The organism is Fictibacillus aquaticus (assembly GCF_002245695.1).
GTDB classification, from domain to species: domain Bacteria; phylum Bacillota; class Bacilli; order Bacillales; family Fictibacillaceae; genus Fictibacillus; species Fictibacillus aquaticus.
This window is the reverse complement of sequence record NZ_NOII01000001.1, coordinates 762615-784812: the sequence shown is the minus strand read 5'-3', so window position 1 is coordinate 784812 and position 22198 is coordinate 762615. Positions and strand designations below refer to the sequence as shown.

Sequence of the window (22198 nt, the reverse complement as noted above, 5' to 3'; positions counted from 1 at the left end):
GTATTATTAACTGCTGTTTTCTTTCAAAGCCGTTAACACTCGTTCGAAAGGCTGTTTATCCTTAGTGATGAAATATTCCTTAAAAGGGTCTCCAAGCTTGTTCAATCTCTCCTCCATGCTATCGACCGAAAAGTCTTCAGGATTTAGGCTGGGACTTACCTCATTCCAAAATAAAGGAGCTGCTACGAGCGCTTCCTTATTTCCTCTTGCAGAATACGGCGCGATGATCGTTTTACCTTCTGCGTGCTGGATAAAATCTATATAACACTTGCTGCCTCTGTTTTTTTTAAGCCTTTCTGTCGTAAAAAAACGAGGCTCTTTGGTGACAAGATATGTGGCGAGAAAGCATGTAAAGATTCTTGTATCATCAAATGTGAAACGATTATCAGGCAGCGGAACGTAAACCTGCATCCCTTTATTCCCGCTCGTTTTAATGAATGTAATAAGGCCGAGAGAATCGCACACCTCTTTAATAATCAGGCCAGCTTCTGCAGCGAGATGAAACTCTTTTCTTGATGGAGGATCAAGGTCCATCACAATTTCTGAAGGGAAGCGGGAGGACACTTTCCTGAAAGGGATGTGCAGTTCAAGAGCAAGCTGATTTCCGAGCCAAAGAAGCGTTTCAAGATTAGAGCAGACAACATATTCGATGCTGTCTTCCTTGAAAGTTTTAACAAAATCGGGAGCATAATCGGGACAGTTTTTCTGATAAAATCGTTCGCCGTCTATGCCATGGGGATAGCGAATCAAAGTTAACGTACGGTCAGAAAGAAATGGGAGGATGTAAGGCGCAAAGGTACTTAAATACTGGAGGTATTGCAATTTGACAAGCCCTTTCTCTGGCCATACCGGTTTATCAGGGCTTGTAATAGTTACTTCTGCACCGTTTATATTTATGTTGTGCTGTTCTTTATAACGTTTTCCCATGTGCAGTCCTCCCATGACATGTTGAAAAGAAAAGCAGAAAAGCGAGGATGTCTGATTTGATTTTTATAAAGTTCAAGGAATTCAAGCTCTACACACAAAAACGGTTCCACAAGTATGAGGGAGCCTTTTTTAAGTGACGCATTATTCTTGATTATCTGAACCAAAGCTTCCCGTTCTTCGGGAGACAGCCCATTTGAAAACAGGCCAGCTGCAAGGATTTTGCCGTTTTTTACTGCTCCCACGTGGAAGAACCCGTTAGTTTCATCAAATGCCGTAACAACGAAACAAGCTTTTTTTACGTTCTTCCACTTTACCCATTGGGTTGTCCGCAGTCCAGCCTGCCATCTGCTTCCAAGCTGTTTGGCAACAATCCCCTCTCCGTCAGCTTTCTTTACCATATCAAGGGCTTTTTCTCGATTTTTGATGTATGTGATGCCATTTAACGGTCTTGCAGGGACAACGGTATCAGCTGCGTTCACTGCCGTTAGAAACGAGTGCAGTATTTCTTTGCGGATATTAAGGGGCTGCTGCAGTATGTGCGATCCCTTTACCATTAAACAGTCGAAAGCTAAAAATGTCGCAGGTGTTTCTTCGGCACTTTGAAGAATCCTATCCCTGTTTTTCATCCGGCCTCTAGCCTGAATCTTTTCAAAATCCGCCTTTTCGGAATTCTGAAGGATGCAAAGCTCACCATCAAGCATGATAGGCAGTTCAGGTTTGAGGTGTTTGCTAAGCTTCTGCAAAAAGTCCTTCACTTCAGGGAAAGGAAGGATAAGGTCGTGCCCTCTCCGGCTTGTCATGCGTATTTCATTTTCATCCCAGTATAGGCAGCAGCGATATCCGTCATATTTGATCTCATAGATCCATTCCTGCCCTTCAGGAAGAGAGGAGACTACCGATGGAAGCATCGGTTTTAAAAACTTTTCCATCGTCAGCTGGAAGCTTTCTTTTTAGCTGATGGCTTCTTCTTTTTTGTCTCCTTTTTGGCTTGAGAACTTTCAGCCGGCTTCTTTTTCTTCTCATCCGCACCAGTTTTCGATTTTGAGGCATCTATGGATGCTTGCAGAGCCTCCATAAGATCTACCACGTTAGTCTTTTCTTTTTCGCGCGCCACCTTGATTTCATCACCCGAAATTTTGCTATGAATGAGTTCTAACACGGAATTTCGGTATTCATCATGATATTTATCTGGTTCGAATGGTGAAGTGAGCTGTTCAATGAGCTGCTTAGCCATTTCCAGTTCCTTTTCATTTAGTTCGATTTCATCAGCCAGCCCAGGTACGTGGTCGACATTACGGACTTCATCAGGGTAGAAGATAGTCTCTAATACTAAGCCCTTATCATAGACCCTTACAGCTGCAAGATGTTCTTTTGAACGTAATGTGAACTTGGCAAGACCGATTTTTCCAGTGTCATCCATCGCCTTTTTTAACAGCGCGAACGATTTATTTCCGTTCTCGCCAGGACCCACAAAATAAGAGCGGTTAAAGAAAATAGGATCGATTTCATCAAGGCTGACAAAATCGATAATCTCAATAGCTTTCCCTCCAGCAGAAGAAAGTGAATCAAGCTCATCTTTTTCTACAATCACAAATTTTCCTGGCTCATATTCGTAACCTTTTACAATGTCGTTCTGTTCGACCTCCTGCTCACAAACCGGGCACATCTTTTCATATTGAATAGGGTTATGGCATTTTTCGTGCAAATAGCGCATCTTAATATCCTTACTTTCTGTCGCTGCAAAAAGTTTTACAGGTATGTTGACTAGACCGAAGCTAATAGCTCCTTTCCACATTGTGTGCATAATGATCTTCCTTTCGCTGAATGTCTATCTTTAGTGTTTGACAACCAGCAAAAACTCTTCATGTATATTTTTCCAGTACAAAAAAAGACACTTAAGGAAGTTCCCTAAGTGCCGCAGTAATTTGGCAGATCAGCCGTTTACAACTGTTCCGCCATTTATATGGATAATCTGTCCCGATACATAAGATGAATCTTCAGAAGCAAGGTAAACATAGGCTGGAGCCAGTTCTTCCGGCTGCCCTGGCCTTTTCATCGGTGTATTCTGACCGAACTTTCCTACTTTTTCCTCTGTAAAAGTAGAAGGAATAAGCGGGGTCCAAATTGGGCCTGGAGCTACCCCATTCACTCTGATGCCTTTTTTTACAAGTGAATTAGAGAGAGCACGGGTAAATGATACAATTGCACCTTTAGTAGACGAATAATCGATCAGTTCTGGATGACCTTGATAGGCAGTAATTGAAGCCGTATTAATAATGGAGCTTCCTTCTTTTAAAAATGGCAAAGCAGCTTTTGTTAAATAAAACATTGAGAAGATATTCGTGCGAAACGTCTTTTCAAGCTGTTCAGCGGAAATATTCTCAATGCCGTCCTGCGGGTGCTGTTCAGCCGCATTGTTTACAAGAATATCTAAACCTCCGAGAGATTCAGTTGTCTGTTTAACAACCTTTTGGCAAAATGACTCATCCCCGATATCACCTGCGAAGAGAAGGCATCTGCGCCCTTCTTGTTCTACTTCCTGTTTCGTCAGTTCTGCATCGCTCGTCTCATCAAGGTAAACAATTGAAACATCACAGCCTTCTTTAGCAAAAGCGATGGCGGCTGCTTTTCCAATCCCGCTGTCTCCTCCAGTAATAAGAGCGACTTTGTTTTCAAGCTTGCCGCTTCCTTTATACGACCGGCGTTCTGATTGCGGCTTAGGATTCATTTCTGATTCGATTCCAGGCTGCTGGTCCTGATGCTGCGGCGGCATAGTCTGCTTTTTGTTTTCATGATTCGTCATGATATCCCTCCTAGCTAGTATGTTTTACCCTTCCCCTGAGATAACACTTTAAACATTAAATGTTGTGGTCTTTGCTTGCTTGCTTCATAATAAAAGTCAAATAATGTCCATGAAAGGTGGAGTCGCTTATGTCAAATCTAAAAAATGAAGCAGAAGAAACGGCAAAGCTGATAGCCTTCTTGAGCGACCACCATGAAACAATAGTCGAAGAATGGTTCGGCAGTGCATTGCTTTCTCCTGCAGACCCTTTTTATAAGGAAATCGAGCATAATGGCAGGCATACATTGCTGGCTTTGACAGCATATTTGCATTCGAATGAACTAGAGATGACGGACCGGCTAACCCGGAAAATTGCTCAGGAGCGGATTGAGGCAGAGGCCAATATCGGTGATTTTGTCTTTAACATTAATAAAGGCAGGAAAATCGTGACAGAACTCGTCTTCTGTTCTTTACTGTCAGAGCATGAAAAAGGAAAAGGAATCATGAAGATCAATGATTTCTTTGACCAGCTGCTTTACATGGCAGTTAAAGAATTTTCGCGTCTTAAAGATGAGATCATCAAAAGCAAGAATCAATTTATTCAGGAGATGCACCATGACCGCCTGACGATGCTCGGACAAATTGCAGCAAGTTTCGCTCATGAATTTCGCAATCCGCTTACATCCATAAAAGGATTTATTTATCTGCTTCAAAAAGAGCAGCCTTTTCCAGAAAAGTCATCGCATTATTTTGAGATTATTCAAAATGAAATGGAAAGCCTCGAGGATAAGGTCACTCAATTTTTGTATCTGTCTAAGATGAAAAACCTTGAGGACCGTGTAAGGCCGTTTCATTTGTCGCAGATCGTGCATGAGATGGTGGATTTCATGTACCCTCGTTTCTCAGAATCCAACATTGTACACAGCATTGTGATCACTCCGGGTATTTGGGTAGAAGGAGATCCATCTCAAATTAAACAAGTGCTGCTAAATATCCTGAATAATGCTGTTGAAGAACTTTGCCATATACAAGGAGAGAGAAGAATTAACGTGCATCTCACGAAAGATGAAGCACAATGTGAAGTGAAAATAGTCAATAATGGTGAACAAATTCCGGCATATATGCTCGAAAACATTTTTGAACCGTTTGTGACCACTAAGTCACTAGGCACTGGCCTCGGACTTTCAGTATGTAAACAAATCGTCGAAAAGCATTCCGGGCAGATCATCGTTGACTCAAATAATAAAGAAACAGCTTTCCTAATCAAGCTGCCATATATGGCAAAGTAAAATCCTTCCTTGCAGGAAGGATTTTTTATTTCTTTTATAAAGGTTATTGCTTCCTTCTGTATTTGTAAGAAGTTCGCGGGATTGACTATGTAATCCAATGCCTAAATCCTGAGAAAGGTTCACATTCTTCCAATATTGCATTGGATGATGCATTTATTACTTTCGCTGGATCATCTTGAATTCATCTTAGATAAAGTTGATCGGAGTGTAAGGCGCCGACTCCTCGAAAATGAAAATCGCATTTTCTTCGTGCGATGTCTTGCTGCGTAGCCTTCCTTATCCTGCGGGACGAGCGGGAAGGTGAGACACTCAATGACGCGTAGCGGCGAGTGGCTCACCGCCCGCCCCGCGGAAAGCGTGCGCATGAAACGGAGATTAACGACTTCTCTGATTACGAAACAGCAAAGGTTGTTTAAAGATGATCCGGCTCTTTGGAATAAGAGTGCTTGCCTTCTGCTTTGTTTTTCTCATGAGCTTCATTTTTTAACATGTTGGCTGCCTGACTGTCAAAAGCCTTTTTGTCATTATCTTTTGTTTGCTTCGTGGTCATAAAAAAAACCTCCTTTAGCGATAGATTTTGCGCAAAAGGAGATTTTATTCCAACTTGTTTTATGATCTTACAGGCTTACTAAGGAAGAATAGAGCTACAGTCCCTGGCCCTGCGTGTGCACCGACCGCGCCGCCAATCATGTTGATAATGATTTCGTTAGTTTTAAACTCATCCTTGATCATTTCTTTTAAAAGATTAGCGGACTCGATATCGTCGCCATGGCTTATGGCGATTGTCATTTTTGATGTGTCCCCGGTTCTTTCTTTCATAAGTTCAAGCATACGGCTGAACGATTTTTTTCTGCCTCTCACTTTTTCAAGCGGAAACAGCTTTCCGTCTTTCATGTGCAGCACTGGTTTAATTTTCAGCAATGACCCCATAAAAGCAGCTGTTTTGCTTACACGTCCGCCTCGGAATAAATATTCGAGGTCATCGACGGTGAAGATATATTGAAGGCTGTCACGAAATTGCTCAAGCATCGAGAGAATAGTTTCTATGCTTTCTCCTTTTTCAGCGAGAAGGGCCGCTTCATAAACCATCAGCCCGTATCCAAGGGAAGCACCAAGGCTGTCGAATATAGCTGATTGTGCCTCTGGAAATTCCTCTTTTATTTCTTCATTCATTAATACAGCTGTCTGGTAAGTGCCGCTTAATCCTGAAGAGAGGGTAATATAAATGACAGGAATGTTCTCTTTCGCATATGTACTGATTGTTTCTTTAATAGTCAGTGGAGAGACTTGTGCTGTTTTTGGCGCAGAGCCATTGCGCATCTTGTTATATAGCTGTACAGGTTCTATTGTCTTCCTGTCTAAGAATTCTTCGCCGTCTGCTTGTACTATAAGAGGCATCATCTCGATGTTTAGATTATCGAGTATCTGTTTTGGCAGATCGCACCCGCTGTCTGCAATGATTTTCACTTTCATTTTTTCACCTGCTTTTAAGTTAGTTCCTGAATAACAGTTTACCTTTCATTTCCTTTTATATCAATTCTCATTTTCATTTCCCAAATGTGTCCATTGACTGCCGAATCATCATTTGATAAAAAAGATTGTTGAAGTATTGAAAGGAGGCCTGCATCTTGAACGTGAATACAAGTTTCAATGAAGGAAAAAAAATAACCGTTATCGTATTCGGGGCATTGCTGAACGCTTTTGCACTAAATTTATTTTTAATCCCGGCAAATGTTTATTCTGGAGGATTTACAGGAATTGCTCAGCTTGCTTCATCGCTGCTGCAGCAAACTCCTTTTCCTGTCTCAACCGGTATCCTGCTTTTCTTGCTGAACATTCCAGTAGCAGTAGTCGGTTGGCTTAAAGTAGGAAAATCATTCACGGTCTACAGTTTTTTCAGTGTGGCGATGATGACCGTATTCATGGAAATGATACCAGTCCATCGAATTTCGACTGACATCCTGCTCAACTCCGTGTTCGGCGGTGTTATACAGGCAATCGGAGTGGGGCTTACGCTGAAATACGGAGCATCCACCGGCGGACTTGATATTATCGCCCTCGTTCTGTCCAAGCTTAGGAACGGACCGATTGGCACTTACTTTTTTGTTTTAAATGCCATTATCATCATAACTGCGGGCTACTTGTTTGGCTGGGAGAAGGCGCTGTATACACTTGTAGCATTGTATGCTGCTTCGCGTGTGATCGATTCAATACATACACGCCATGAAAAGCTTACTGCTATGATCGTCACAAAAAAAGGCCGGGATTTAAAAGAAGCCATTCACTCAAGAATGCTCAGGGGAATTACGATTATTCCTGCTAAAGGAGCCTTCTCAAACGAGACAAAGGAGCTTCTCTATATAGTCATCACCCGTTATGAATTATATGATCTAGAAAAAATCATCAAAGAAACAGACCCAGAAGCGTTTACGAATATTGTAAGCACGACAAATATTTTCGGTTTGTTCCGGAACGAAGATTGAATAAATAAGAGGGTGGCCCCAGTGGGCCACCCTCTTATTTATTATTGAACGTGTGTATCTAACGCTTTCTCAATAGCGGGAATCAGGTCGTTCCAGTCGCTGTCTGCTGTCTTGTTGACAGTGATAAAGTCTTCAAATCCAAAGATCGATTCAACGCCATCGATGCTTAAGAGCTCTTTTGCCAGTGGAGATTCATGATCGTCTCCAGCTCTGGCAGACAGTCTTCCTTCAAGGAATTTGCTGTTTCCGCTGAATTTCACGGCATTTGGATTAGGTGTCTGCTGAATTGAAAATTCCATTGTTTTTGCCTCCGATTTTAGTTTTTTTTGCTAAAAATTGAAGTTGTATCGTTTCGATACAATATCATGAAATCCAAGTGAGTTGTATAGGTGTTTCGTAACCGAGTTATTGACTCCTGTTTCAAGCTCGATGGATTTAATGCCTTCTTTCTCAGCCCAATAGATCAATTTAAGCAATAGCTTTTTGGCAATCCCTTTGTTACGGGAGGACTCGTGTACATACAGCTCATTGAGCCAAATATACCTGCCTCCGATCTGCATGCTCACACCAAGGTTATAAAATGCAAAGCCAACCACTTCATCGCCGTCTTCAGCAATGATGATTCCTCCCTGTGACTCATCCTCAAGCGAAAGCTTTATTGCATTAATCGTCCGGTTTAGGTATTTATCCACATCGTTAAGTGTGCGCTGCTGCAGAAAAAGCCGTGCGATTTTTTCAATAAGAATGTCGTCCGCATCAGGACTTACGAAATATATGTTCAATTTTTTTCCCCCTCAGGAAACGTTCACTCTGCCATCAATTATAACAAAAATTTTTACCATATACGCTATAATAACAAAAACAGTATGGAAGGGAAGAGAGGGAATGAAAACATTAGTTTGTTTTGGGGACAGCATCACAGCAGATGAACAGAGCCCGGATGGCAGTTTGCGTCTAACTCCAAGGCTTCGCAAAGAGTTGATTGGCTGGAACGTGATCAATGCAGGTGTTCCTGCGGAAACAACGAGAGCAGCGATTAAGAGGCTGCAAAGTGATGTGCTCGATCAAGAGCCTCATTGTGTGACGATATTGTTTGGAGCTAATGATGCCAGTGATCATCGGCTTGTCCCATTGGAAGAGTATGGAGAACATCTTGCCTTTATGATTGAAAAAATAGGTCCGGAAAAAGTCGTGTTAATCAGTCCTGCTCCTGTTGACGAAAGACAGCAAAATGCCAGGAGCAATGAAAGGATGGAGAAGTATAGAAATAAATCGGCCGAGCTTGCCAGATCGTATGGAACAGGTTTTCTCGATCTTTGGAGCATAATGAACAATACGTCCTATAAAGAACTTCTTGAAGAAGACGGCCTGCACTTTAATGAAAAGGCTTATGTTCTGTTCAGTAATGAGCTGCTGAAAATTTTAAAACAATGGCAATAAACATAACATAAAAAGAAGGCAGGAGCCTAAAAACTCCGCCTTCATTCCTTTATTTCAGATCACCATTCTGATCTAGTTCCTGCTGTAATTCTGCAAGCTGTGCACGTTCAGCGTCGCTTGAATTTGCCATCGCTGATGAGATCGCGTTTTGTGCGACTGCTTCGTCATGAGCGTTGATGTGTTCCGGCTGATGGCTCATCTGATGTCCTTGTTCGTGTGAGCCGTTTCCGTTCATTCTGCCAACAACGTTGTTTACCGCTTCTCTTGCTTTTTGAAATAAACGGTTTGCCATATTAAACTCCTCCTAGTGTGCGGTTTTCCTCGTCCTGCTGTTTTCTCTCTTTATTCTCCATATACATGGATGCACGGTCTTCTGCTGCAAGCCTGTCAGCACCTTGCTGAACTATGCGTTTGGATTTGCTTTTTTTGCTCATTTCATTACCCTCCTTTTTAGGCGGATAAGGGTAGTTTCGCTCATTTTTCCTACCGCTATACAAAGAAAAAACCCCAGTTTCAGGAATTGAAACTGGGATTTACTTTATTTTTGATAAGGAAGAGAAAGCACTTCACTCAAATATGCGGCGATGCCATCTTGTTCGTTCGTACCGGTAACGGCGTTTGCAAGTCGTTTGAGCTCATCGATGCCATTGCCCATAGCGACACCATGCCCTGCATATTCAATCATTTCAAAATCATTGTCTTCATCACCAAAAGCAATCACCCGATCGCGCGGGATGTTGTAGTATTCGGCAACTTTTTTTAAGCCGACAGCTTTGTTCATCCCTGTTCTGACGATTTCAATAATATTCCAAGGTGCTGCCCACACACGATGATCGATTACTTCAGCATGCAGATGTTCCAAATGATCTCTGAGCTCTTTAATATGATGATTTTCTGGATGGATCAATAGAGCAGTCGGGTCGTCATTTAAAATATGATGAAGGTCGCCTGTCTGAAGCGGGTTTTCGTCCATGATAAACGTTTTGACGATTACCTCATCATGATCCTTTAAATAAACATCATCGATTACTTCGGCCATGATGTTTTTCACCTTGAATTCTTCGCATGTCTGGATAATCTTTTTCGCCGTATCCAATGCGAGAGGAGAATGATGGACGCCAAATGATGAATCATTTGGATGATGGACGAATGCACCGTTAAAATTAACGATCGGCGAAGTAAGCCCAAGTTCTTTGTAATACATGGAGCTGGAACGATATGGGCGCCCCGTTGAAATACATACATGATGGCCATGCTGCATGGCGAGCGAAAGCATTTCTTTCGTCTTTTTTGAGATCGTTTTATTGTCTTTCAGAAGTGTTCCGTCGAGATCGACTGCGATTAAATATGGTTTTTTCACAACAATCAGTCCTTATTAGCAGATAGTTAAAGTGTAATGTTTTCCATAATCCTTGTCTATCGTAAGTCAATCTTTCCTTCAGGTTGTCTGCTAAAACTTTGGTGTTTTAACAAAAATTCTTTAGAAAAGAGCTTTTCGATAAAACATGATATGATGAAAAAAAAACGGGAGTGAGGAAAGAGTGACTGTCATTATAAATGAAAAAATAAACGGTGTTCCGCTGCTGTTAGCGGAAAAACAAGAAATGAAAGGGCGGCCAGCACCGCTGTTAATTTTTGCTCATGGATATACAAGTGCCAAAGAACATAACCTTCACTTTGCATATACACTGGCTGAAAAAGGGTTCCGAGTCGTTCTTCCTGATGCCCCGCTGCACGGTGAAAGAGAGCCTGAAGATATTGCTAAACGTGATATGAAATTTTGGGATATTGTGCTGCAGGCAGTACAAGAAATTAATCATTTATCGGAATATTTTTCAGAGAAAGGCTTGGTGGTACCGGGAAAGATTGCTGTTGGCGGCATCTCTATGGGAGCGATTACCACTTACGGAGTACTGTCTCAAAACAGAGAGATTGCAGCAGGAATCGCGTTGATGGGAACTCCCGCATTAGAGGAATTTGCAAAATGGCAAGTTGAACAGCTGAAGAACAGGGGCTGGACCGTGCCATTTACCGAAAGTATGCTTCAGGATGTTTATCATACGCTGCGTTCTTTGGATGTCACAGTGAACACCGAGCACCTGAATGATCGGCCGCTTTTTATGTGGCACAGTAAATGTGATGCAGTCATTCCTTTTCAGCATTCGCAGGCATTTTATGAGCAGTTAAGGAACACAGACTATAAAGGACAGATTGAGTTCATGGAAGATTCAGTATCAGGGCATAAGGTGTCAAGAAGTGCTTACCTTCGTTCTGTAGACTGGCTTGAAGACATTTTCGCCTGAACTCCTTCCTTATTCGGACAGCTTTCATTTTTTGCAGAGCCGAATAGGATATAGGTAAAGGGGGGGATACTTTGCATTTTCAAGGTATGGGGCCGCAGGATCAGTATTATGATGAACAGTACTCCTATAATTACAATCCTAATCATATTAAGCAGCTGCTTAAACTTTGCAAGAAGCATCGTAATCAGCATGTTACCGTTCATTTACTCAGTGGAAAGGTATATGATGGCTTTCTGGAATTTTCAGATGAACAAAATATTTTTGTTGCGCTTCCGCTTGTTGAAGCAGAGCAGCAGAATGAAGTACGAAACACAGACGGCGTGACGAGTTATAACCTCGAAAGATACAGGGTGCCGCTCGCTTCAATCGCTGCTATCACACCTTATATGTATTATTGACAGCCCTGTTAGCAGAGGCTGTTTTTTTTTGTTTGGATTGGGGATTCTAAAAGTTGAAAGGGGGTCAGAAATGATGGGGCAGAGACATCAGTTCACTCACGGGCAAAAAGCTCCAAACAACGGCATCTATGTAGAGATTGGCGAGGCAGGCAGCAATGTAAATGACCCGAAACAAATACATTTAAGTGCGGGCGATACATTTCCGGAAACGACCAATCATAACCGCGTTTGGACATATAAAAGAAAACCGTAAAATTAAGAAGGGCCCAGTACATGAATGTACTGGGCCTTTTCTGAATACATTATTCGGCTGCCTCTTCATGAGAAGGAAGCACAGCTCCGATAATTGAAATGACAACTGTAAAAACAACACCGAAAATCGCGGCTTTCACTGCGTCAAATTCTCCGCCTTGCATGGCACTTAATACATAAAAAATCATATTGCTTAATAATAGTGACCAAAATAATGTCCAAAAATAGCGCATGCTTAATTCACCTCTTTATGTAAACGAATTCTTTTCCACTTGTAATCTTAACAAATGTTAGGGCATTAGAAAAGAGTCAGTTCATAGAAAAGATGGACCAGGCGAGATATGAAGCAAAGCAAGTCCATAAAAAGTATGGGATATACAGATAAGCAGCCCGATTATCGAGAGGCTTTAGTGCAACAATGATCAACAAACATGTAGCTGCGATCAGGACACAGTCCAAAAAGGCCAGGAAAAGCTGCTTTAAGTCAAATTGAATGTAACTGAACGCCTGATTGAGTACGTAATTTAACACGAGCAAAAAAATAACGGAAAAAGGCAGACGTCTTAAACCGATTTTCACGTGCAGTCTTGTGATGCTTGCGGCAATAAGCGCGAACAACACAGCCCACACAATACCAATGGTTTTACCTGTAGGTGTCCATGAAGGCTTATTCAATGCATCATACCATTCCCTGTCCACAGGAAAAAGAACACCTGACAATGAAAACAAACCATAAACTAGAATAAATACAGCAGCAGCCTTAACCACTTTCATTCCGCATCATTCCTTCCTCGTTTCTTCATTTTTACCCTGCCAGATAACTCGATATGCGCATATTTAATATTTAAGCAATAAAGGGGACTTTCGTATTGTCTATTTTTCCCTTCGTGCATACATTACATAAGAACATTATTTGGCGAGGGGAGAATATTGGCGATAAGCAAACGTTTTTTCCAGATGGATAATCAATGGAACGTGATACATCTTCCCGAACGTCCAAGCGGTTTTGCGCTGATTATTTTAGGAGACGCTAACCATTTTGTCGAAAAAGGAACGTGTCTCTGGACGCAGAGTCAGGATAGGAAAGCCTTTCTGGACTATCTGATCAGGAAGGGGTATACCGTATTTTATTCTAATCATTATGGAAGACACTGGGGATCTCCCAAGGCCGTGACATTGGCTAAAAGGTTTCATCATTACATTATGAAACATGAAATCCTTAACCCGAAAATTCACATTATTGGTGAAGGGATGGGCGGACTTGTCGCCCTTTCCCTTATGGAAGAGATGGAAGAGAGCATCAGGAGTTGTGTTCTTTTGAACCCATGCCTTCAGCTGAAAAGCCATTTTATTAAAGAAAAAGAAAATAGGCTGTTTTTCAAGCGGATGGTAAGGGAGATTTCGGCTTCCTATTCGATTCACGCAGAGGGTGTAGAAACAATGCTGGAAAAACTGAAGCCGCTGTGCTCGCATAACGCTTTGGTTCCGGTTAAAATTTGGCATGCTGCCTCAGGCTGCCCCTATCATTTTAATGATCACAGCAGAGTGTATGAAAAATGCCGCCTAGAAAAAAATGCAGCTATTGAGCTTACTCTTCATCTGCCTGAACACAAAGGTGAAGATTATTCCTGGATTGGAGAATTTCTAAAACGGCATGAAGCTGAATTGTAAGAAATAAAAATGTATCCTAAAAACGGTCCTCTATCAATATGATGATAAAAGGAGAAAGAGGATCGGAGGCTGTTTATGAAAAAAGCGGTAGTGACAGGAGCTGCAGGGTTTATTGGCTATCATTTATGCAGCAGGCTGCTTGATGAAGAAGTGGAAGTGATCGGAATCGACAGTGCGGAATCGTCAGAAAGGATTGACATGATCGCCCGTCATGCGGGGTTTACCTACATTAATGATAATATAGCCGCATGCCGTCTTGATAAAGCAGCAAGAGGCTGTGATGCTTTATTTCATTTGGCATGCCAAGTGAAACCATCGGACCCTTGGGAAGAAATCGAAAAGACGGCTGAAAAGCATTTGAAAATATTAAAGAAGGTATTAGAAGCGATCAAAGGAAAAAAGGTTAAGCTCATTTATGCCTCTGCTTATGATGTTTACGGGAAACGGCAAGGGGAGGTTAGCGAAAGTTCACCGAGAAACCCGGAGAATCTTTTTGGCCTGATAAAGCTTACTGAAGAGAATCTCATTATTGATCTTGCGAAAAAATATAAAATTCCGTATGTTATCTTGAGGCTTCCGACAGTATACGGACCAGGACAGCCAGAAGACAGTACGTATCACCAGGCGATAGAAGCGAGGCTGAAGAGAAAGCCGCCTGTATTGCGCAAGGACAATATTACTGAAGATGCTCTATACGTAGACGACGCTGTGGAATCAATGTGGCTTGCAGCAGCTGCAAAAAAACAGCGGGAGATTTACAATATCCACAGCGGACAGAAAGATGCATGGCAAAGAGGCCTTCAGATGCTGAAAGTAAAGCCTTCATCGCTGCCGAAGGAAAAGAGGAAAATGGTCGTAAAAGGAGATAAGGCGGCAGAAGAGCTCGGATTTAAGGCAGCGGTGCCGCTTCGTGAAGGTTTGAAAAAGCAGATGAGCCATATTCTGTCGCATTTGAAAAGGGAAGGGACATAGGGGAAACTTAGTTTCTCCTTTGTCTTTTTTAGGTTTATTTTTTAAAACCAAACTTCCATTAAAGAACAGCTTATTTCATCCCTTTTTCGCCACTCGGCTAACTCGGACTTTGACTTACAGTTTAGAGTTTAGGACAAGACCAACTTAAAAGGCTTGGCATCGGTCAAGTTATCTTTGATATACTGTTAAGGAATTCTTCAAACATTATTTGAAAATGGCAAGGAGAGCGGAAAATGAAATGGTTGGCAGCTGTCATGAGTGCTGTGCTTCTGATCTTATCGGGATGCAGCAGCTACTGGTCTGATGGAAAGCTAGAAAACGCCGGAATCCTTATTGAAGACACCATTAATGATCAAGGGTGGGGAACAAAAGGGTATAAAGGCCTTCTGGCTATACAAGAAGAGTTTAACAATGATGTGCTTTATAAAGAGAACATTAAGTCGAAAGAACAAGCCTTGGAAGCAGTTAAAGAATTTAAGAAGAACAACGTTAACCTTATTTTCGGCCACGGAAAAATCTATTCAGAATACTTTCGGGACATTGCCAAAGAATATCCTGACATTCATTTTGTAAGCTTTAATGGAACTGCTGAAGGAAAAAACGTGACGAGCCTCACGTTCAATTCTTATGCGATGGGATTTTTTGCGGGCATGCTGGCAGGCAAAATGAGCAAGACAAATGAAGTGGGAGTTATTGGAGCAATGGAATGGCAGCCTGAAATAAGAGGGTATGAGGATGGCGCGGCTTTTGCAGGAAAAAAAGTTTCAGTACATACGAGCATTGTAAAAAGCTGGAGCGACAAAGAGAAAGCTCTCAACATATTTGAAAAGTTGAAAAGAGACAAAGTGGACGTGATTTATCCGGCGGGAGATGGGTTTGCGATTCCAGTCATCGAGAAAGCGAAAGAAGACGGGCTATATTCGATAGGTTATGTGTCTGATCATTCGGATATTGGAAAGACAGCTGTTTTAACGAGTACAGTACAGCATGTTGACAAGCTGTACTTATTAACTGCCAAAAAGTTTAATGAAGGAAAACTGAAAAGCGGGAACCTTTCTTTTGATTTTAAAGAAGGTGTTGTAGCATTGGGCAAATTCAGTCCTCTTGTTCCAGAGAAGATGAAAAAACAGCTGCAATCGGATATTACTCAATACAAAAAGTCAGGAAAGCTCCCTTCTGGAGACAAACCAACAAGATAGGATGATAAAAATGGAAATGGATAAGAACATGCAATTTATGCAGATTGCAATGAAGCATCTGCCAGAGGGCAAGGCGCTTTTAGAACAAAAGGGGATTGAACTGGGTCTTGAAGATATTCAGCCGATGCTGCAGCTTCTTATGAGTGTCATGAATGATGCATATGAGCTTGGGAAGAATGAAGCAAACAGAATTGACTAAATAATAAAAAGCCTATCCGCTTGGATGGGCTTTTTATTTTTTCTTAAATACACTGAAAAGAGGGGAGATCTGCTGTGCAACTTTCACGGTTTGATCGATAACCGAAAAGATTTTATTATAATCCAGCGTACCTTCCTTCGTCCGGAATGAATGCATAAACGGCCTCGGGAACGCCCCTGGCATTGGCATAGGAGGCTGAAAAGGAGCCTGCCTCATATTATGCATAGGAGGAAACGGATGCATCGGCGGCATGCTGCCATTGCGGTGGAACATGGCATTTGGCGGCTGCTGAACGCTCTGCTGCGGCAACGGAGGGTACATTGTAGGCTTTTGATGCGGAAAGTGCATGTTATCCACTCCTAATCTTTTTTTCAATTCAGCAATATGTTTTCACTGCATCATATGTCCTGTCTTTCACATTTGTGCATATAAATGTGAGCCTGGCGGTAGACAAAATGAATGCTTTATCATAAAATTAGTACCAGGTCATAATAATTGATATTAAAAGAAGTTCATTCTCTTCATAAAGGGGTAATCATATGAATGTAGGAATTATTGGAATGGGCAGCTGTATTCCTGATAAAGTCCTAACAAATCAGGATCTCGAAAAGATGGTAGATACTAATGATGAGTGGATACGCACAAGAACGGGCATTCAGGAGCGGAGAATTGCCGAAGATAGCATGAATACGTCACATATGGCAAAAATTGCGGCAGATCAAGCCTTAAAAGACGCTGGGTTAAAAGGTGAAGACATTGATTGCATCGTTGTTGCGACCGTTACACCTGACAATCCTTTTCCATCAGTTGGATGTTTGATACAGGAACATATCGGTGCTGTAAAAGCGGTTGCCATGGATGTGAGCGCGGCTTGTGCCGGTTTTATGTACGCGATGGTTATCGGAAAACAATTTATTGAAACGAATACGTATAAAAATGTCCTCGTCATTGGAGCAGAAAAGCTTTCGCGCATCACGGATTGGGATGACCGTAATACAGCAGTCTTGTTCGGAGATGGTGCTGGTGCTGCGGTGCTTTCACAGGTTTCCGAGGGCAGAGGCATCCTGTCTTTTGAACTTGGCTCAGACGGCAGAGGCGCTAAGCACCTTTATCAGGAGAAAAATATCGTGATGAACGGCCGTGAAGTCTTTAAGTTTGCTGTAAGGCAGATGGGCGAATCGTGCATGAACGTTGTGGAAAAAGCAGGATTGACGAAAGATGATGTGGATTTTCTTGTACCTCATCAGGCAAACATCCGCATCATGGAAGCAGCACGCGAGAGACTTGGCCTTCCTGTTGAAAAAATGGCTGCAACAATCAAGAAATTTGGCAACACTTCATCAGCATCCATCCCGATGGCCATTACGGAATCCTTGAAAAATGGTAAAATTAAGGATGACGACATCATTGTCCTCGTGGGCTTTGGCGGCGGATTGACTTGGGGAGCATTAGCAATACGGTGGGGAAAATAAGAACCTAACATAAAAGGAGTTAATAGTCATGAAAAGAAGAGTAGTCGTAACTGGAATTGGCGCTGTAACACCTTTAGGAAATTCAGCAGAAGAAACATGGAAAAAAATAATAGAAGGTGTAAGCGGAGTTGGTGAACTTACACGCCGTGATAAAGAAAAATTTCCGGTAAAAGTTGCAGCTGAAGCTACTGACTTTAAGCCAGAAGAGTATATGGATAAACGTGATGCAAGAAGAATGGATCGCTTTACACAGTTTGCGGTAGCTGCGTCACAAATGGCGGTTAAGGATGCAGGATTGGAAATTACTGAAGAAATAGCTCCAAGAGTTGGGGTTTGGATTGGTTCGGGAATCGGGGGAATGGACACTCATGAGGAACAGTTCCGCATTTTCGAACAGAAAGGATACCGCCGTGTCAGTCCGTTTTTCGTGCCGATGATGATTCCGGACATGGCTGCGGGACAGGTTTCTATCATGCTTGGTGCAAAAGGAATGAACTCTTGCTCGGTAACGGCATGTGCTTCTGGTGCCAACTCGATCGGTGATGCGTTTAAGGTTATCCAGCGCGGAGATGCAGACGCTATGATCACGGGCGGTACTGAAGCGCCGATCACAGACATGTCCCTTGCTGGCTTCTGCCAGGCAGGTGCATTGTCTCTTAATCCTGATCCGAATACGGCAAGCCGTCCGTTCGATGCAGAAAGAACCGGCTTTATCATTGGTGAAGGTGCGGGTATACTCGTTCTGGAAGAATACGAATTTGCCAAGCAGAGGGGCGCAAAAATCTACGCTGAAATCGTCGGTTATGGCGCGACAGGTGATGCATATCATATCACTCAGCCTGCTCCAGGCGGAGAAGGCGGTGTCCGCGCTATGAAACAGGCGATTACGGACAGCGGACTTCAGCCAGAAGATTTCACATATGTGAACGCGCACGGAACGAGCACAGAGTACAATGACAAATTTGAAACAATGGCAATCAAGGAAGCGTTTGGAGAACACGCTTATAAGCTGGCTGTCAGCTCAACAAAATCTATGACAGGCCACCTGCTCGGTGCAGCAGGCGGTATTGAAGCGATTTTTTCTGTGAAAGCCATTCAAGAAGGCATCCTGCCTCCGACGATCAATTATGAAAATCCAGACCCAGACTGTGACTTGGATTATGTTCCGAACAAAGCAAGAAGAGCAGAGGTTAATGCTGTGCTTAGCAACTCACTTGGATTTGGCGGTCATAATGCATCTTTAGTCTTTAAAAAATTAGTAGATTAAAAATTTGTAGGTGTTTCATAAACTATGTTGCTAATAGAAATCAGAGAAGTTGTTGATCTACGTTCCAGGCGCACGCTTTCCGCGGGGCAGGCGGTGAGCCCCCTCGCCGCTACGCGCCATTGAGTGGTCTCACCTTCCTGCTTGTCCCGCAGGATAAGGAAGGTAACGCAGCAAGACATCGCACGAAGAAAATGTGAACTTCATTTTCGAGGAGTCGGCACCTTACACTCCGATCAACTTTATCAATGATGAATTCATGAGGTATGGACCTGATGAAAGAACAAGGACGCCTAAATTTCTTACAAATCTAATGCCTCAAAAAAGCATCGCATGAGATGATTCATGCGATGCCTTATTTTTTATTGATTCAAAACGATGCATATAAGAATTGAAGACAATTGACTGTTGTTATTATAAACAAATCCACTTTACGTGCTCGCATGAGTCTCTAGTGGATTTTTTTAATTTTTGATGAAATCACACCACCAAAATTCTGAGTTTAAACTTTTTCAGTAACCTGCCATATATCTGGCAGGGTGTTTTTTCGTTATAAAGGATTATCAAAACAGCATATTCAGATGTGAAGATGAATACATTTGATAAAAAGCAAACGAGGGGATTAGGTTGAAGAATTCAATGACCCTTAACCGCTTGCCATGTTAAGAGCTTTTGCTTTGTTTGCAGGGTTTTCTTTGGCTTTGTTCGGCGTCATCTTGAATGTTTTTTTTCTTAATTATATCCCGGCCGGGCTCAGTGTGTGGGATTTCCTTCACTTCTCTAGCAGCCGCAGTGAAACTATTCTTATGCTGATCGGAGTCATTCTATTTCTATCAGCCCTCATAACACCATCTTTTTCAAAAAAGAACGAACACGTCCAAGAGCACAACAAATATGAAGGATAAAAAGAATAATTTGGACAGCCTCTGACTATACTGTTTTTAACAAAACAGTAGAAGTGAGGGGTATTCATGCTGTACTTGCGCGATGTATGGGTTAACTGGTTTGAAGGGGAAGAAAACGGTTATAACGTCTGCGAATTTCATGAATGGCGTAAAGATGATTACATTGAACTTCTTGACCAGGTGCCGATCCTTAAAATTGATCCTTTACTATTTTCTTATATTGAAAACGACCTGAATGAACTTCCTGACTCTCTTCTTGAAGAAGTACATCAAAAGGCATACGTAAGAAAAAACAATCAAAGAGTGCAGCTTGAACATTGCTTTATCATGACTGATGAAAAGAAATCCATGACGATTGATACGATGGGGTACAGGATACCGATCAGAAAAAGCAGACTCATACCGAGACAGGAGCAGCTCGTGTTCGAAATGGCTGAGCAGGTGGCAGTACAGTCATACAGCTTCTATCCAGCGGAAAAAGAAAAGGAATATCATATTCTTTCTCCCAATCCAGACGATATGCGAGGTCTTACCCGTAAAGAAAGGCAGCTGAAACAGCTCTTGTTTATGGCACTTGATCAGCTGCACTCAACAAAAAATACAGCTGAAATGAGGTACTGGTGCACAGAGTGGACACCAAACGCATACGGGAAAATTCAGCGAATGGAGTTTGAGGAAGCATGGGAGGCGCTTTATAATGAGCTCCGTACAGGATGGTCAAAGCAGCATTATGCTATGTGTGAGCGGCTCATAAAAGGGCAGCCATATTTCGAAAAAATATGGGAACTTGAAAATGGAACACATGTGAATTAAAGCAAAAGAAAAAAGCAGCTCCGGCTGCTTTTTTCTTTTGCTTATTGGTTAAATTCTCTTACGTGCAAGGCCCATCGCGCGTTCTGCTTTATTCAGCATTTTGTTGGCTTTTCTTTCTGCCTTCATAGCACCATGGTCAAGAATGGTGTCCAGCTCTGGTGAATTGATGAAAGCCTCGTATCGTTCCTGAATAGGCTTCAGAACCGAAATAATGGCGTTAGCTGTACCTTCTTTAAAATCTCCATACCCTTTTCCTTCGTACTTAACAACTAGCTCTTCAATGCTTTCTCCCGAGCACAGCGAATAGATAGTCAGAAGGTTAGAGATGCCAGGCTTATTTTCTTTGTCGTAAGCAACAATGCCGTCAGAATCAGTTGTAGCACGTTTGATTTTTTTCATGATCGTCTTTTCATCATCGAGCATCGAAATAAATGAGTTAATGTTTTCATCTGATTTACTCATCTTTTTTGTTGGGTCTACAAGGCTCATAATACGGGCGCCTTCTTTTGCAATATGCGGCTCTGGAACAGTAAAGATTTCACGGTATTTCTTATTAAACCTCTCAGCGATATCTCGCGTAAGTTCAATATGCTGTTTTTGATCATCGCCGACCGGTACGAAATCCGTGCCATAAAGAAGAATGTCAGCTGCCATAAGCGGAGGATACGTAAGCAATCCTGATGATACAGCTTCTTTGCCTTTTGATTTATCTTTGTACTGCGTCATTCGTTCCAATTCCCCGATGTAGGTTACACACTGCAGCATCCAGCCTAACTTTGTATGTGCTGGCACTTCAGACTGAATAAACAATGTTGATTTTTCACTGCTTATGCCGCAAGCAAGATATAAAGCCGCGAGCTTCTTGCTGTTTTGCTTCAGTTCTGCTGGATCTTGATGAACGGTAATCGCATGCTGGTTGACGACGCAGAAATAACATTCATCCTCTTCCTGATAATTTACGAAATGCTTTAACGCGCCAAGATAATTACCGATCGTAATCGTGCCGCTTGGCTGAATGCCAGAAAAAATGACTGCCATTTCCTTCACTCCTTTAAAATAGTTAAACAATATAAAAAGGCCCATCCGTCCCCTTGAAAAGGGACGAATGGACCGCGGTGCCACCCTTATTATTCAGTATAAAACCACTGAATCTCTTCGTACACACAAAACTCTATGCGCTGTCACGTTCTATCGTGCGGACTGACACGCTCTGGCCTACTGCAATAATTGGTTCGGCAGAGAAGCTCAAAAGCCCATTCCATGCATTCCGCTGTCTGTTCACACCAGCCACAGACTCTCTGAAAACTTTCCGCATGTACTCTTCTTTATCATCGCTGTACTATATTTTTTTTGTATTATACCCGAAATTAAAGGGAATACGCAAGGACTGTAGATAGGAAAACAAGAACCAGACCTGAATATAAAAGTGATTTCATCAGGGACCTGTCTACGCTTTCTGAAAGAGCAAAAGCGGATTCAAAATTCGAATCGAAAGGCACACGGTCTCGTGAAAATAGTTTGACGATCTTTTTACAACTATATGTAAAAAAATCAAAAGCGCCACCTTTCACGACAAAAAGTACCAATCCTATCATTGAAGCACACATAGAAGTCATAAAAAGAACGTTAACAAAAGCCAGCAGATCCAGGCCACTTAGAAATAGAGAACAAATTAAAGAAAAAACAATCAAGAATCCGCCAATCCATATTGCACGGGATAAATCCTTAGACATAGTCTTGTCAGCTCCTATAGGTATAAATTCACTGTTCGATATTAATTGAACCATTAATATGGAAAAACGCCAATCATACTATAAACCTATTGTATC

General features: G+C 42.1%; 30 protein-coding genes and 1 other annotated feature. Of the genes, 14 read left to right on the top strand and 16 right to left on the bottom strand.

What is annotated here, in order from left to right:
• Nucleotides 1-6: 6 nt before the first annotated feature.
• From ligD (CGZ90_RS21015) to CGZ90_RS04125, 4 genes are all read right to left on the bottom strand, one after another.
• Complete coding sequence (gene ligD / locus CGZ90_RS21015; protein WP_240515338.1) at nucleotides 7-927, bottom strand: non-homologous end-joining DNA ligase; 921 nt, start codon at nucleotides 925-927, stop codon at nucleotides 7-9.
• Nucleotides 894-1856, bottom strand: a complete 963-nt coding sequence (gene ligD / locus CGZ90_RS21010) for a non-homologous end-joining DNA ligase (protein ID WP_240515337.1) — start codon at nucleotides 1854-1856, stop codon at nucleotides 894-896. The genes ligD (CGZ90_RS21015) and ligD (CGZ90_RS21010) overlap by 34 nt, the downstream gene beginning before the upstream one ends.
• 2 nt (nucleotides 1857-1858) lie before the next feature.
• A complete protein-coding gene (gene ku / locus CGZ90_RS04130; RefSeq protein ID WP_094251058.1) occupies nucleotides 1859-2731 on the bottom strand; it encodes a non-homologous end joining protein Ku in 873 nt (290 codons plus the stop codon).
• A 129-nt stretch (nucleotides 2732-2860) separates the two neighbouring features.
• Nucleotides 2861-3730, bottom strand: coding sequence for an SDR family oxidoreductase (locus CGZ90_RS04125; protein WP_094251057.1), 870 nt, complete (start codon nucleotides 3728-3730; stop codon nucleotides 2861-2863).
• 128 nt (nucleotides 3731-3858) lie between these two features.
• Here CGZ90_RS04125 and CGZ90_RS04120 point away from each other — a divergent pair, with 128 nt between their 5' ends.
• On the top strand, nucleotides 3859-4998 hold the full coding sequence (locus CGZ90_RS04120) for a histidine kinase N-terminal domain-containing protein (protein ID WP_094251056.1): 1140 nt from the start codon (nucleotides 3859-3861) through the stop codon (nucleotides 4996-4998).
• Nucleotides 4999-5410: 412 nt separating this feature from the next.
• Here CGZ90_RS04120 and CGZ90_RS20455 read toward each other — a convergent pair whose 3' ends face one another.
• Together CGZ90_RS20455 and CGZ90_RS04115 are read right to left on the bottom strand one after the other, a co-directional pair.
• Nucleotides 5411-5548: a DUF3941 domain-containing protein gene (locus CGZ90_RS20455; RefSeq protein WP_133063547.1), complete on the bottom strand. Its 138-nt coding sequence runs from the start codon at nucleotides 5546-5548 to the stop codon at nucleotides 5411-5413.
• Nucleotides 5549-5607: 59 nt separating this feature from the next.
• A complete protein-coding gene (locus tag CGZ90_RS04115) occupies nucleotides 5608-6471 on the bottom strand; it encodes a DegV family protein (RefSeq protein ID WP_094251055.1) in 864 nt (287 codons plus the stop codon).
• A gap of 161 nt (nucleotides 6472-6632) precedes the next feature.
• Between CGZ90_RS04115 and CGZ90_RS04110 the strand changes: the two genes are divergently transcribed.
• Nucleotides 6633-7481 (top strand): YitT family protein, encoded by an 849-nt coding sequence (locus tag CGZ90_RS04110; protein WP_094251777.1) that lies wholly within the window; start codon nucleotides 6633-6635, stop codon nucleotides 7479-7481.
• Nucleotides 7482-7522: 41 nt separating this feature from the next.
• Here CGZ90_RS04110 and CGZ90_RS04105 read toward each other — a convergent pair whose 3' ends face one another.
• The gene (locus CGZ90_RS04105) at nucleotides 7523-7780 is read right to left on the bottom strand and encodes a NifU N-terminal domain-containing protein (RefSeq protein ID WP_094251054.1); all 258 of its coding nucleotides are present in this window, start codon (nucleotides 7778-7780) and stop codon (nucleotides 7523-7525) included.
• A 30-nt stretch (nucleotides 7781-7810) separates the two neighbouring features.
• Complete coding sequence (locus tag CGZ90_RS04100) at nucleotides 7811-8263, bottom strand: GNAT family N-acetyltransferase (protein WP_094251053.1); 453 nt, start codon at nucleotides 8261-8263, stop codon at nucleotides 7811-7813.
• Between the two features lie 103 nt (nucleotides 8264-8366).
• Between CGZ90_RS04100 and CGZ90_RS04095 the strand changes: the two genes are divergently transcribed.
• The gene (locus CGZ90_RS04095) at nucleotides 8367-8921 is read left to right on the top strand and encodes a GDSL-type esterase/lipase family protein (RefSeq protein WP_094251052.1); all 555 of its coding nucleotides are present in this window, start codon (nucleotides 8367-8369) and stop codon (nucleotides 8919-8921) included.
• A 49-nt stretch (nucleotides 8922-8970) separates the two neighbouring features.
• Here CGZ90_RS04095 and CGZ90_RS04090 read toward each other — a convergent pair whose 3' ends face one another.
• The 3 genes from CGZ90_RS04090 to CGZ90_RS04085 all read right to left on the bottom strand — a co-directional run bounded on the left by CGZ90_RS04090 (nucleotide 8971) and on the right by CGZ90_RS04085 (nucleotide 10281).
• Nucleotides 8971-9213: a DUF3813 domain-containing protein gene (locus CGZ90_RS04090; protein ID WP_094251051.1), complete on the bottom strand. Its 243-nt coding sequence runs from the start codon at nucleotides 9211-9213 to the stop codon at nucleotides 8971-8973.
• A gap of 1 nt (nucleotide 9214) precedes the next feature.
• Nucleotides 9215-9355, bottom strand: a complete 141-nt coding sequence (locus CGZ90_RS20335) for a competence protein (protein ID WP_106408308.1) — start codon at nucleotides 9353-9355, stop codon at nucleotides 9215-9217.
• A gap of 104 nt (nucleotides 9356-9459) precedes the next feature.
• Nucleotides 9460-10281, bottom strand: coding sequence for a Cof-type HAD-IIB family hydrolase (locus CGZ90_RS04085; protein ID WP_094251050.1), 822 nt, complete (start codon nucleotides 10279-10281; stop codon nucleotides 9460-9462).
• A 181-nt stretch (nucleotides 10282-10462) separates the two neighbouring features.
• Here CGZ90_RS04085 and CGZ90_RS04080 point away from each other — a divergent pair, with 181 nt between their 5' ends.
• The 3 genes from CGZ90_RS04080 (at nucleotide 10463) to CGZ90_RS04070 (ending at nucleotide 11875) form a co-directional block, all read left to right on the top strand.
• Nucleotides 10463-11224: an alpha/beta fold hydrolase gene (locus CGZ90_RS04080; RefSeq protein WP_094251049.1), complete on the top strand. Its 762-nt coding sequence runs from the start codon at nucleotides 10463-10465 to the stop codon at nucleotides 11222-11224.
• A gap of 71 nt (nucleotides 11225-11295) precedes the next feature.
• On the top strand, nucleotides 11296-11622 hold the full coding sequence (locus tag CGZ90_RS04075) for a hypothetical protein (RefSeq protein ID WP_094251048.1): 327 nt from the start codon (nucleotides 11296-11298) through the stop codon (nucleotides 11620-11622).
• Between the two features lie 73 nt (nucleotides 11623-11695).
• Nucleotides 11696-11875, top strand: a complete 180-nt coding sequence (locus tag CGZ90_RS04070; protein ID WP_094251047.1) for a YjzC family protein — start codon at nucleotides 11696-11698, stop codon at nucleotides 11873-11875.
• A gap of 49 nt (nucleotides 11876-11924) precedes the next feature.
• Here CGZ90_RS04070 and CGZ90_RS04065 read toward each other — a convergent pair whose 3' ends face one another.
• Together CGZ90_RS04065 and CGZ90_RS04060 are read right to left on the bottom strand one after the other, a co-directional pair.
• The gene (locus CGZ90_RS04065) at nucleotides 11925-12107 is read right to left on the bottom strand and encodes a YjzD family protein (protein ID WP_094251046.1); all 183 of its coding nucleotides are present in this window, start codon (nucleotides 12105-12107) and stop codon (nucleotides 11925-11927) included.
• A gap of 76 nt (nucleotides 12108-12183) precedes the next feature.
• Complete coding sequence (locus CGZ90_RS04060) at nucleotides 12184-12648, bottom strand: TspO/MBR family protein (RefSeq protein WP_094251045.1); 465 nt, start codon at nucleotides 12646-12648, stop codon at nucleotides 12184-12186.
• Nucleotides 12649-12804: 156 nt separating this feature from the next.
• Between CGZ90_RS04060 and CGZ90_RS04055 the strand changes: the two genes are divergently transcribed.
• The 4 genes from CGZ90_RS04055 (at nucleotide 12805) to CGZ90_RS04040 (ending at nucleotide 15915) form a co-directional block, all read left to right on the top strand.
• Nucleotides 12805-13545, top strand: a complete 741-nt coding sequence (locus tag CGZ90_RS04055; protein WP_094251044.1) for an alpha/beta fold hydrolase — start codon at nucleotides 12805-12807, stop codon at nucleotides 13543-13545.
• 75 nt (nucleotides 13546-13620) lie between these two features.
• The gene (locus tag CGZ90_RS04050) at nucleotides 13621-14517 is read left to right on the top strand and encodes an NAD-dependent epimerase/dehydratase family protein (RefSeq protein WP_094251043.1); all 897 of its coding nucleotides are present in this window, start codon (nucleotides 13621-13623) and stop codon (nucleotides 14515-14517) included.
• 233 nt (nucleotides 14518-14750) lie between these two features.
• Complete coding sequence (locus CGZ90_RS04045; RefSeq protein ID WP_094251042.1) at nucleotides 14751-15716, top strand: BMP family ABC transporter substrate-binding protein; 966 nt, start codon at nucleotides 14751-14753, stop codon at nucleotides 15714-15716.
• A gap of 10 nt (nucleotides 15717-15726) precedes the next feature.
• A complete protein-coding gene (locus CGZ90_RS04040) occupies nucleotides 15727-15915 on the top strand; it encodes a ComZ family protein (RefSeq protein WP_094251041.1) in 189 nt (62 codons plus the stop codon).
• Between the two features lie 33 nt (nucleotides 15916-15948).
• Here CGZ90_RS04040 and CGZ90_RS04035 read toward each other — a convergent pair whose 3' ends face one another.
• Nucleotides 15949-16263, bottom strand: a complete 315-nt coding sequence (locus CGZ90_RS04035; protein WP_094251040.1) for a YppG family protein — start codon at nucleotides 16261-16263, stop codon at nucleotides 15949-15951.
• A 191-nt stretch (nucleotides 16264-16454) separates the two neighbouring features.
• Between CGZ90_RS04035 and CGZ90_RS04030 the strand changes: the two genes are divergently transcribed.
• The 4 genes from CGZ90_RS04030 (at nucleotide 16455) to CGZ90_RS04015 (ending at nucleotide 20369) form a co-directional block, all read left to right on the top strand.
• Nucleotides 16455-17387: a beta-ketoacyl-ACP synthase III gene (locus CGZ90_RS04030; RefSeq protein ID WP_094251039.1), complete on the top strand. Its 933-nt coding sequence runs from the start codon at nucleotides 16455-16457 to the stop codon at nucleotides 17385-17387.
• 28 nt (nucleotides 17388-17415) lie between these two features.
• Nucleotides 17416-18654 carry a beta-ketoacyl-ACP synthase II gene (fabF, locus tag CGZ90_RS04025; RefSeq protein ID WP_094251038.1) on the top strand — a complete coding sequence of 413 codons (1239 nt, stop codon included), beginning with the start codon at nucleotides 17416-17418 and terminating at the stop codon, nucleotides 18652-18654.
• 656 nt (nucleotides 18655-19310) lie between these two features.
• Nucleotides 19311-19556: a YuzI family membrane protein gene (locus CGZ90_RS21330; RefSeq protein WP_486598934.1), complete on the top strand. Its 246-nt coding sequence runs from the start codon at nucleotides 19311-19313 to the stop codon at nucleotides 19554-19556.
• 66 nt (nucleotides 19557-19622) lie between these two features.
• On the top strand, nucleotides 19623-20369 hold the full coding sequence (locus CGZ90_RS04015; RefSeq protein WP_094251036.1) for a YjbA family protein: 747 nt from the start codon (nucleotides 19623-19625) through the stop codon (nucleotides 20367-20369).
• 48 nt (nucleotides 20370-20417) lie between these two features.
• Here the strand turns inward: CGZ90_RS04015 and trpS are convergent, their stop codons facing one another.
• Nucleotides 20418-21407: a tryptophan--tRNA ligase gene (gene trpS / locus CGZ90_RS04010; RefSeq protein ID WP_094251776.1), complete on the bottom strand. Its 990-nt coding sequence runs from the start codon at nucleotides 21405-21407 to the stop codon at nucleotides 20418-20420.
• 56 nt (nucleotides 21408-21463) lie between these two features.
• Nucleotides 21464-21710 (bottom strand) — a binding site (T-box leader).
• 26 nt (nucleotides 21711-21736) lie between these two features.
• Nucleotides 21737-22102 (bottom strand): DUF3899 domain-containing protein, encoded by a 366-nt coding sequence (locus CGZ90_RS04005; protein ID WP_165766757.1) that lies wholly within the window; start codon nucleotides 22100-22102, stop codon nucleotides 21737-21739.
• Nucleotides 22103-22198: the final 96 nt, after the last annotated feature.

Coding starts and splice junctions, on each gene's coding strand:
- CGZ90_RS04070 (WP_094251047.1), top strand. CDS start 11,696: ATGGGGCAGAGACATCAGTTCACTCACGGGCAAAAAGCTCCAAACAAC.
- CGZ90_RS04105 (WP_094251054.1), bottom strand. CDS start 7,780: ATGGAATTTTCAATTCAGCAGACACCTAATCCAAATGCCGTGAAATTC.
- CGZ90_RS20455 (WP_133063547.1), bottom strand. CDS start 5,548: ATGACCACGAAGCAAACAAAAGATAATGACAAAAAGGCTTTTGACAGT.
- CGZ90_RS04005 (WP_165766757.1), bottom strand. CDS start 22,102: ATGTCTAAGGATTTATCCCGTGCAATATGGATTGGCGGATTCTTGATT.
- CGZ90_RS04045 (WP_094251042.1), top strand. CDS start 14,751: ATGAAATGGTTGGCAGCTGTCATGAGTGCTGTGCTTCTGATCTTATCG.
- CGZ90_RS04120 (WP_094251056.1), top strand. CDS start 3,859: ATGTCAAATCTAAAAAATGAAGCAGAAGAAACGGCAAAGCTGATAGCC.
- trpS (WP_094251776.1), bottom strand. CDS start 21,407: ATGGCAGTCATTTTTTCTGGCATTCAGCCAAGCGGCACGATTACGATC.
- ligD (WP_240515337.1), bottom strand. CDS start 1,856: ATGGAAAAGTTTTTAAAACCGATGCTTCCATCGGTAGTCTCCTCTCTT.
- CGZ90_RS21330 (WP_486598934.1), top strand. CDS start 19,311: ATGTTAAGAGCTTTTGCTTTGTTTGCAGGGTTTTCTTTGGCTTTGTTC.
- CGZ90_RS04065 (WP_094251046.1), bottom strand. CDS start 12,107: ATGCGCTATTTTTGGACATTATTTTGGTCACTATTATTAAGCAATATG.
- ligD (WP_240515338.1), bottom strand. CDS start 927: ATGGGAAAACGTTATAAAGAACAGCACAACATAAATATAAACGGTGCA.
- CGZ90_RS04125 (WP_094251057.1), bottom strand. CDS start 3,730: ATGACGAATCATGAAAACAAAAAGCAGACTATGCCGCCGCAGCATCAG.
- CGZ90_RS04015 (WP_094251036.1), top strand. CDS start 19,623: ATGCTGTACTTGCGCGATGTATGGGTTAACTGGTTTGAAGGGGAAGAA.
- CGZ90_RS04095 (WP_094251052.1), top strand. CDS start 8,367: ATGAAAACATTAGTTTGTTTTGGGGACAGCATCACAGCAGATGAACAG.
- CGZ90_RS04050 (WP_094251043.1), top strand. CDS start 13,621: ATGAAAAAAGCGGTAGTGACAGGAGCTGCAGGGTTTATTGGCTATCAT.
- CGZ90_RS04030 (WP_094251039.1), top strand. CDS start 16,455: ATGAATGTAGGAATTATTGGAATGGGCAGCTGTATTCCTGATAAAGTC.
- fabF (WP_094251038.1), top strand. CDS start 17,416: ATGAAAAGAAGAGTAGTCGTAACTGGAATTGGCGCTGTAACACCTTTA.
- ku (WP_094251058.1), bottom strand. CDS start 2,731: ATGCACACAATGTGGAAAGGAGCTATTAGCTTCGGTCTAGTCAACATA.
- CGZ90_RS04035 (WP_094251040.1), bottom strand. CDS start 16,263: ATGCACTTTCCGCATCAAAAGCCTACAATGTACCCTCCGTTGCCGCAG.
- CGZ90_RS20335 (WP_106408308.1), bottom strand. CDS start 9,355: ATGAGCAAAAAAAGCAAATCCAAACGCATAGTTCAGCAAGGTGCTGAC.
- CGZ90_RS04090 (WP_094251051.1), bottom strand. CDS start 9,213: ATGGCAAACCGTTTATTTCAAAAAGCAAGAGAAGCGGTAAACAACGTT.
- CGZ90_RS04060 (WP_094251045.1), bottom strand. CDS start 12,648: ATGAAAGTGGTTAAGGCTGCTGCTGTATTTATTCTAGTTTATGGTTTG.
- CGZ90_RS04115 (WP_094251055.1), bottom strand. CDS start 6,471: ATGAAAGTGAAAATCATTGCAGACAGCGGGTGCGATCTGCCAAAACAG.
- CGZ90_RS04040 (WP_094251041.1), top strand. CDS start 15,727: ATGGAAATGGATAAGAACATGCAATTTATGCAGATTGCAATGAAGCAT.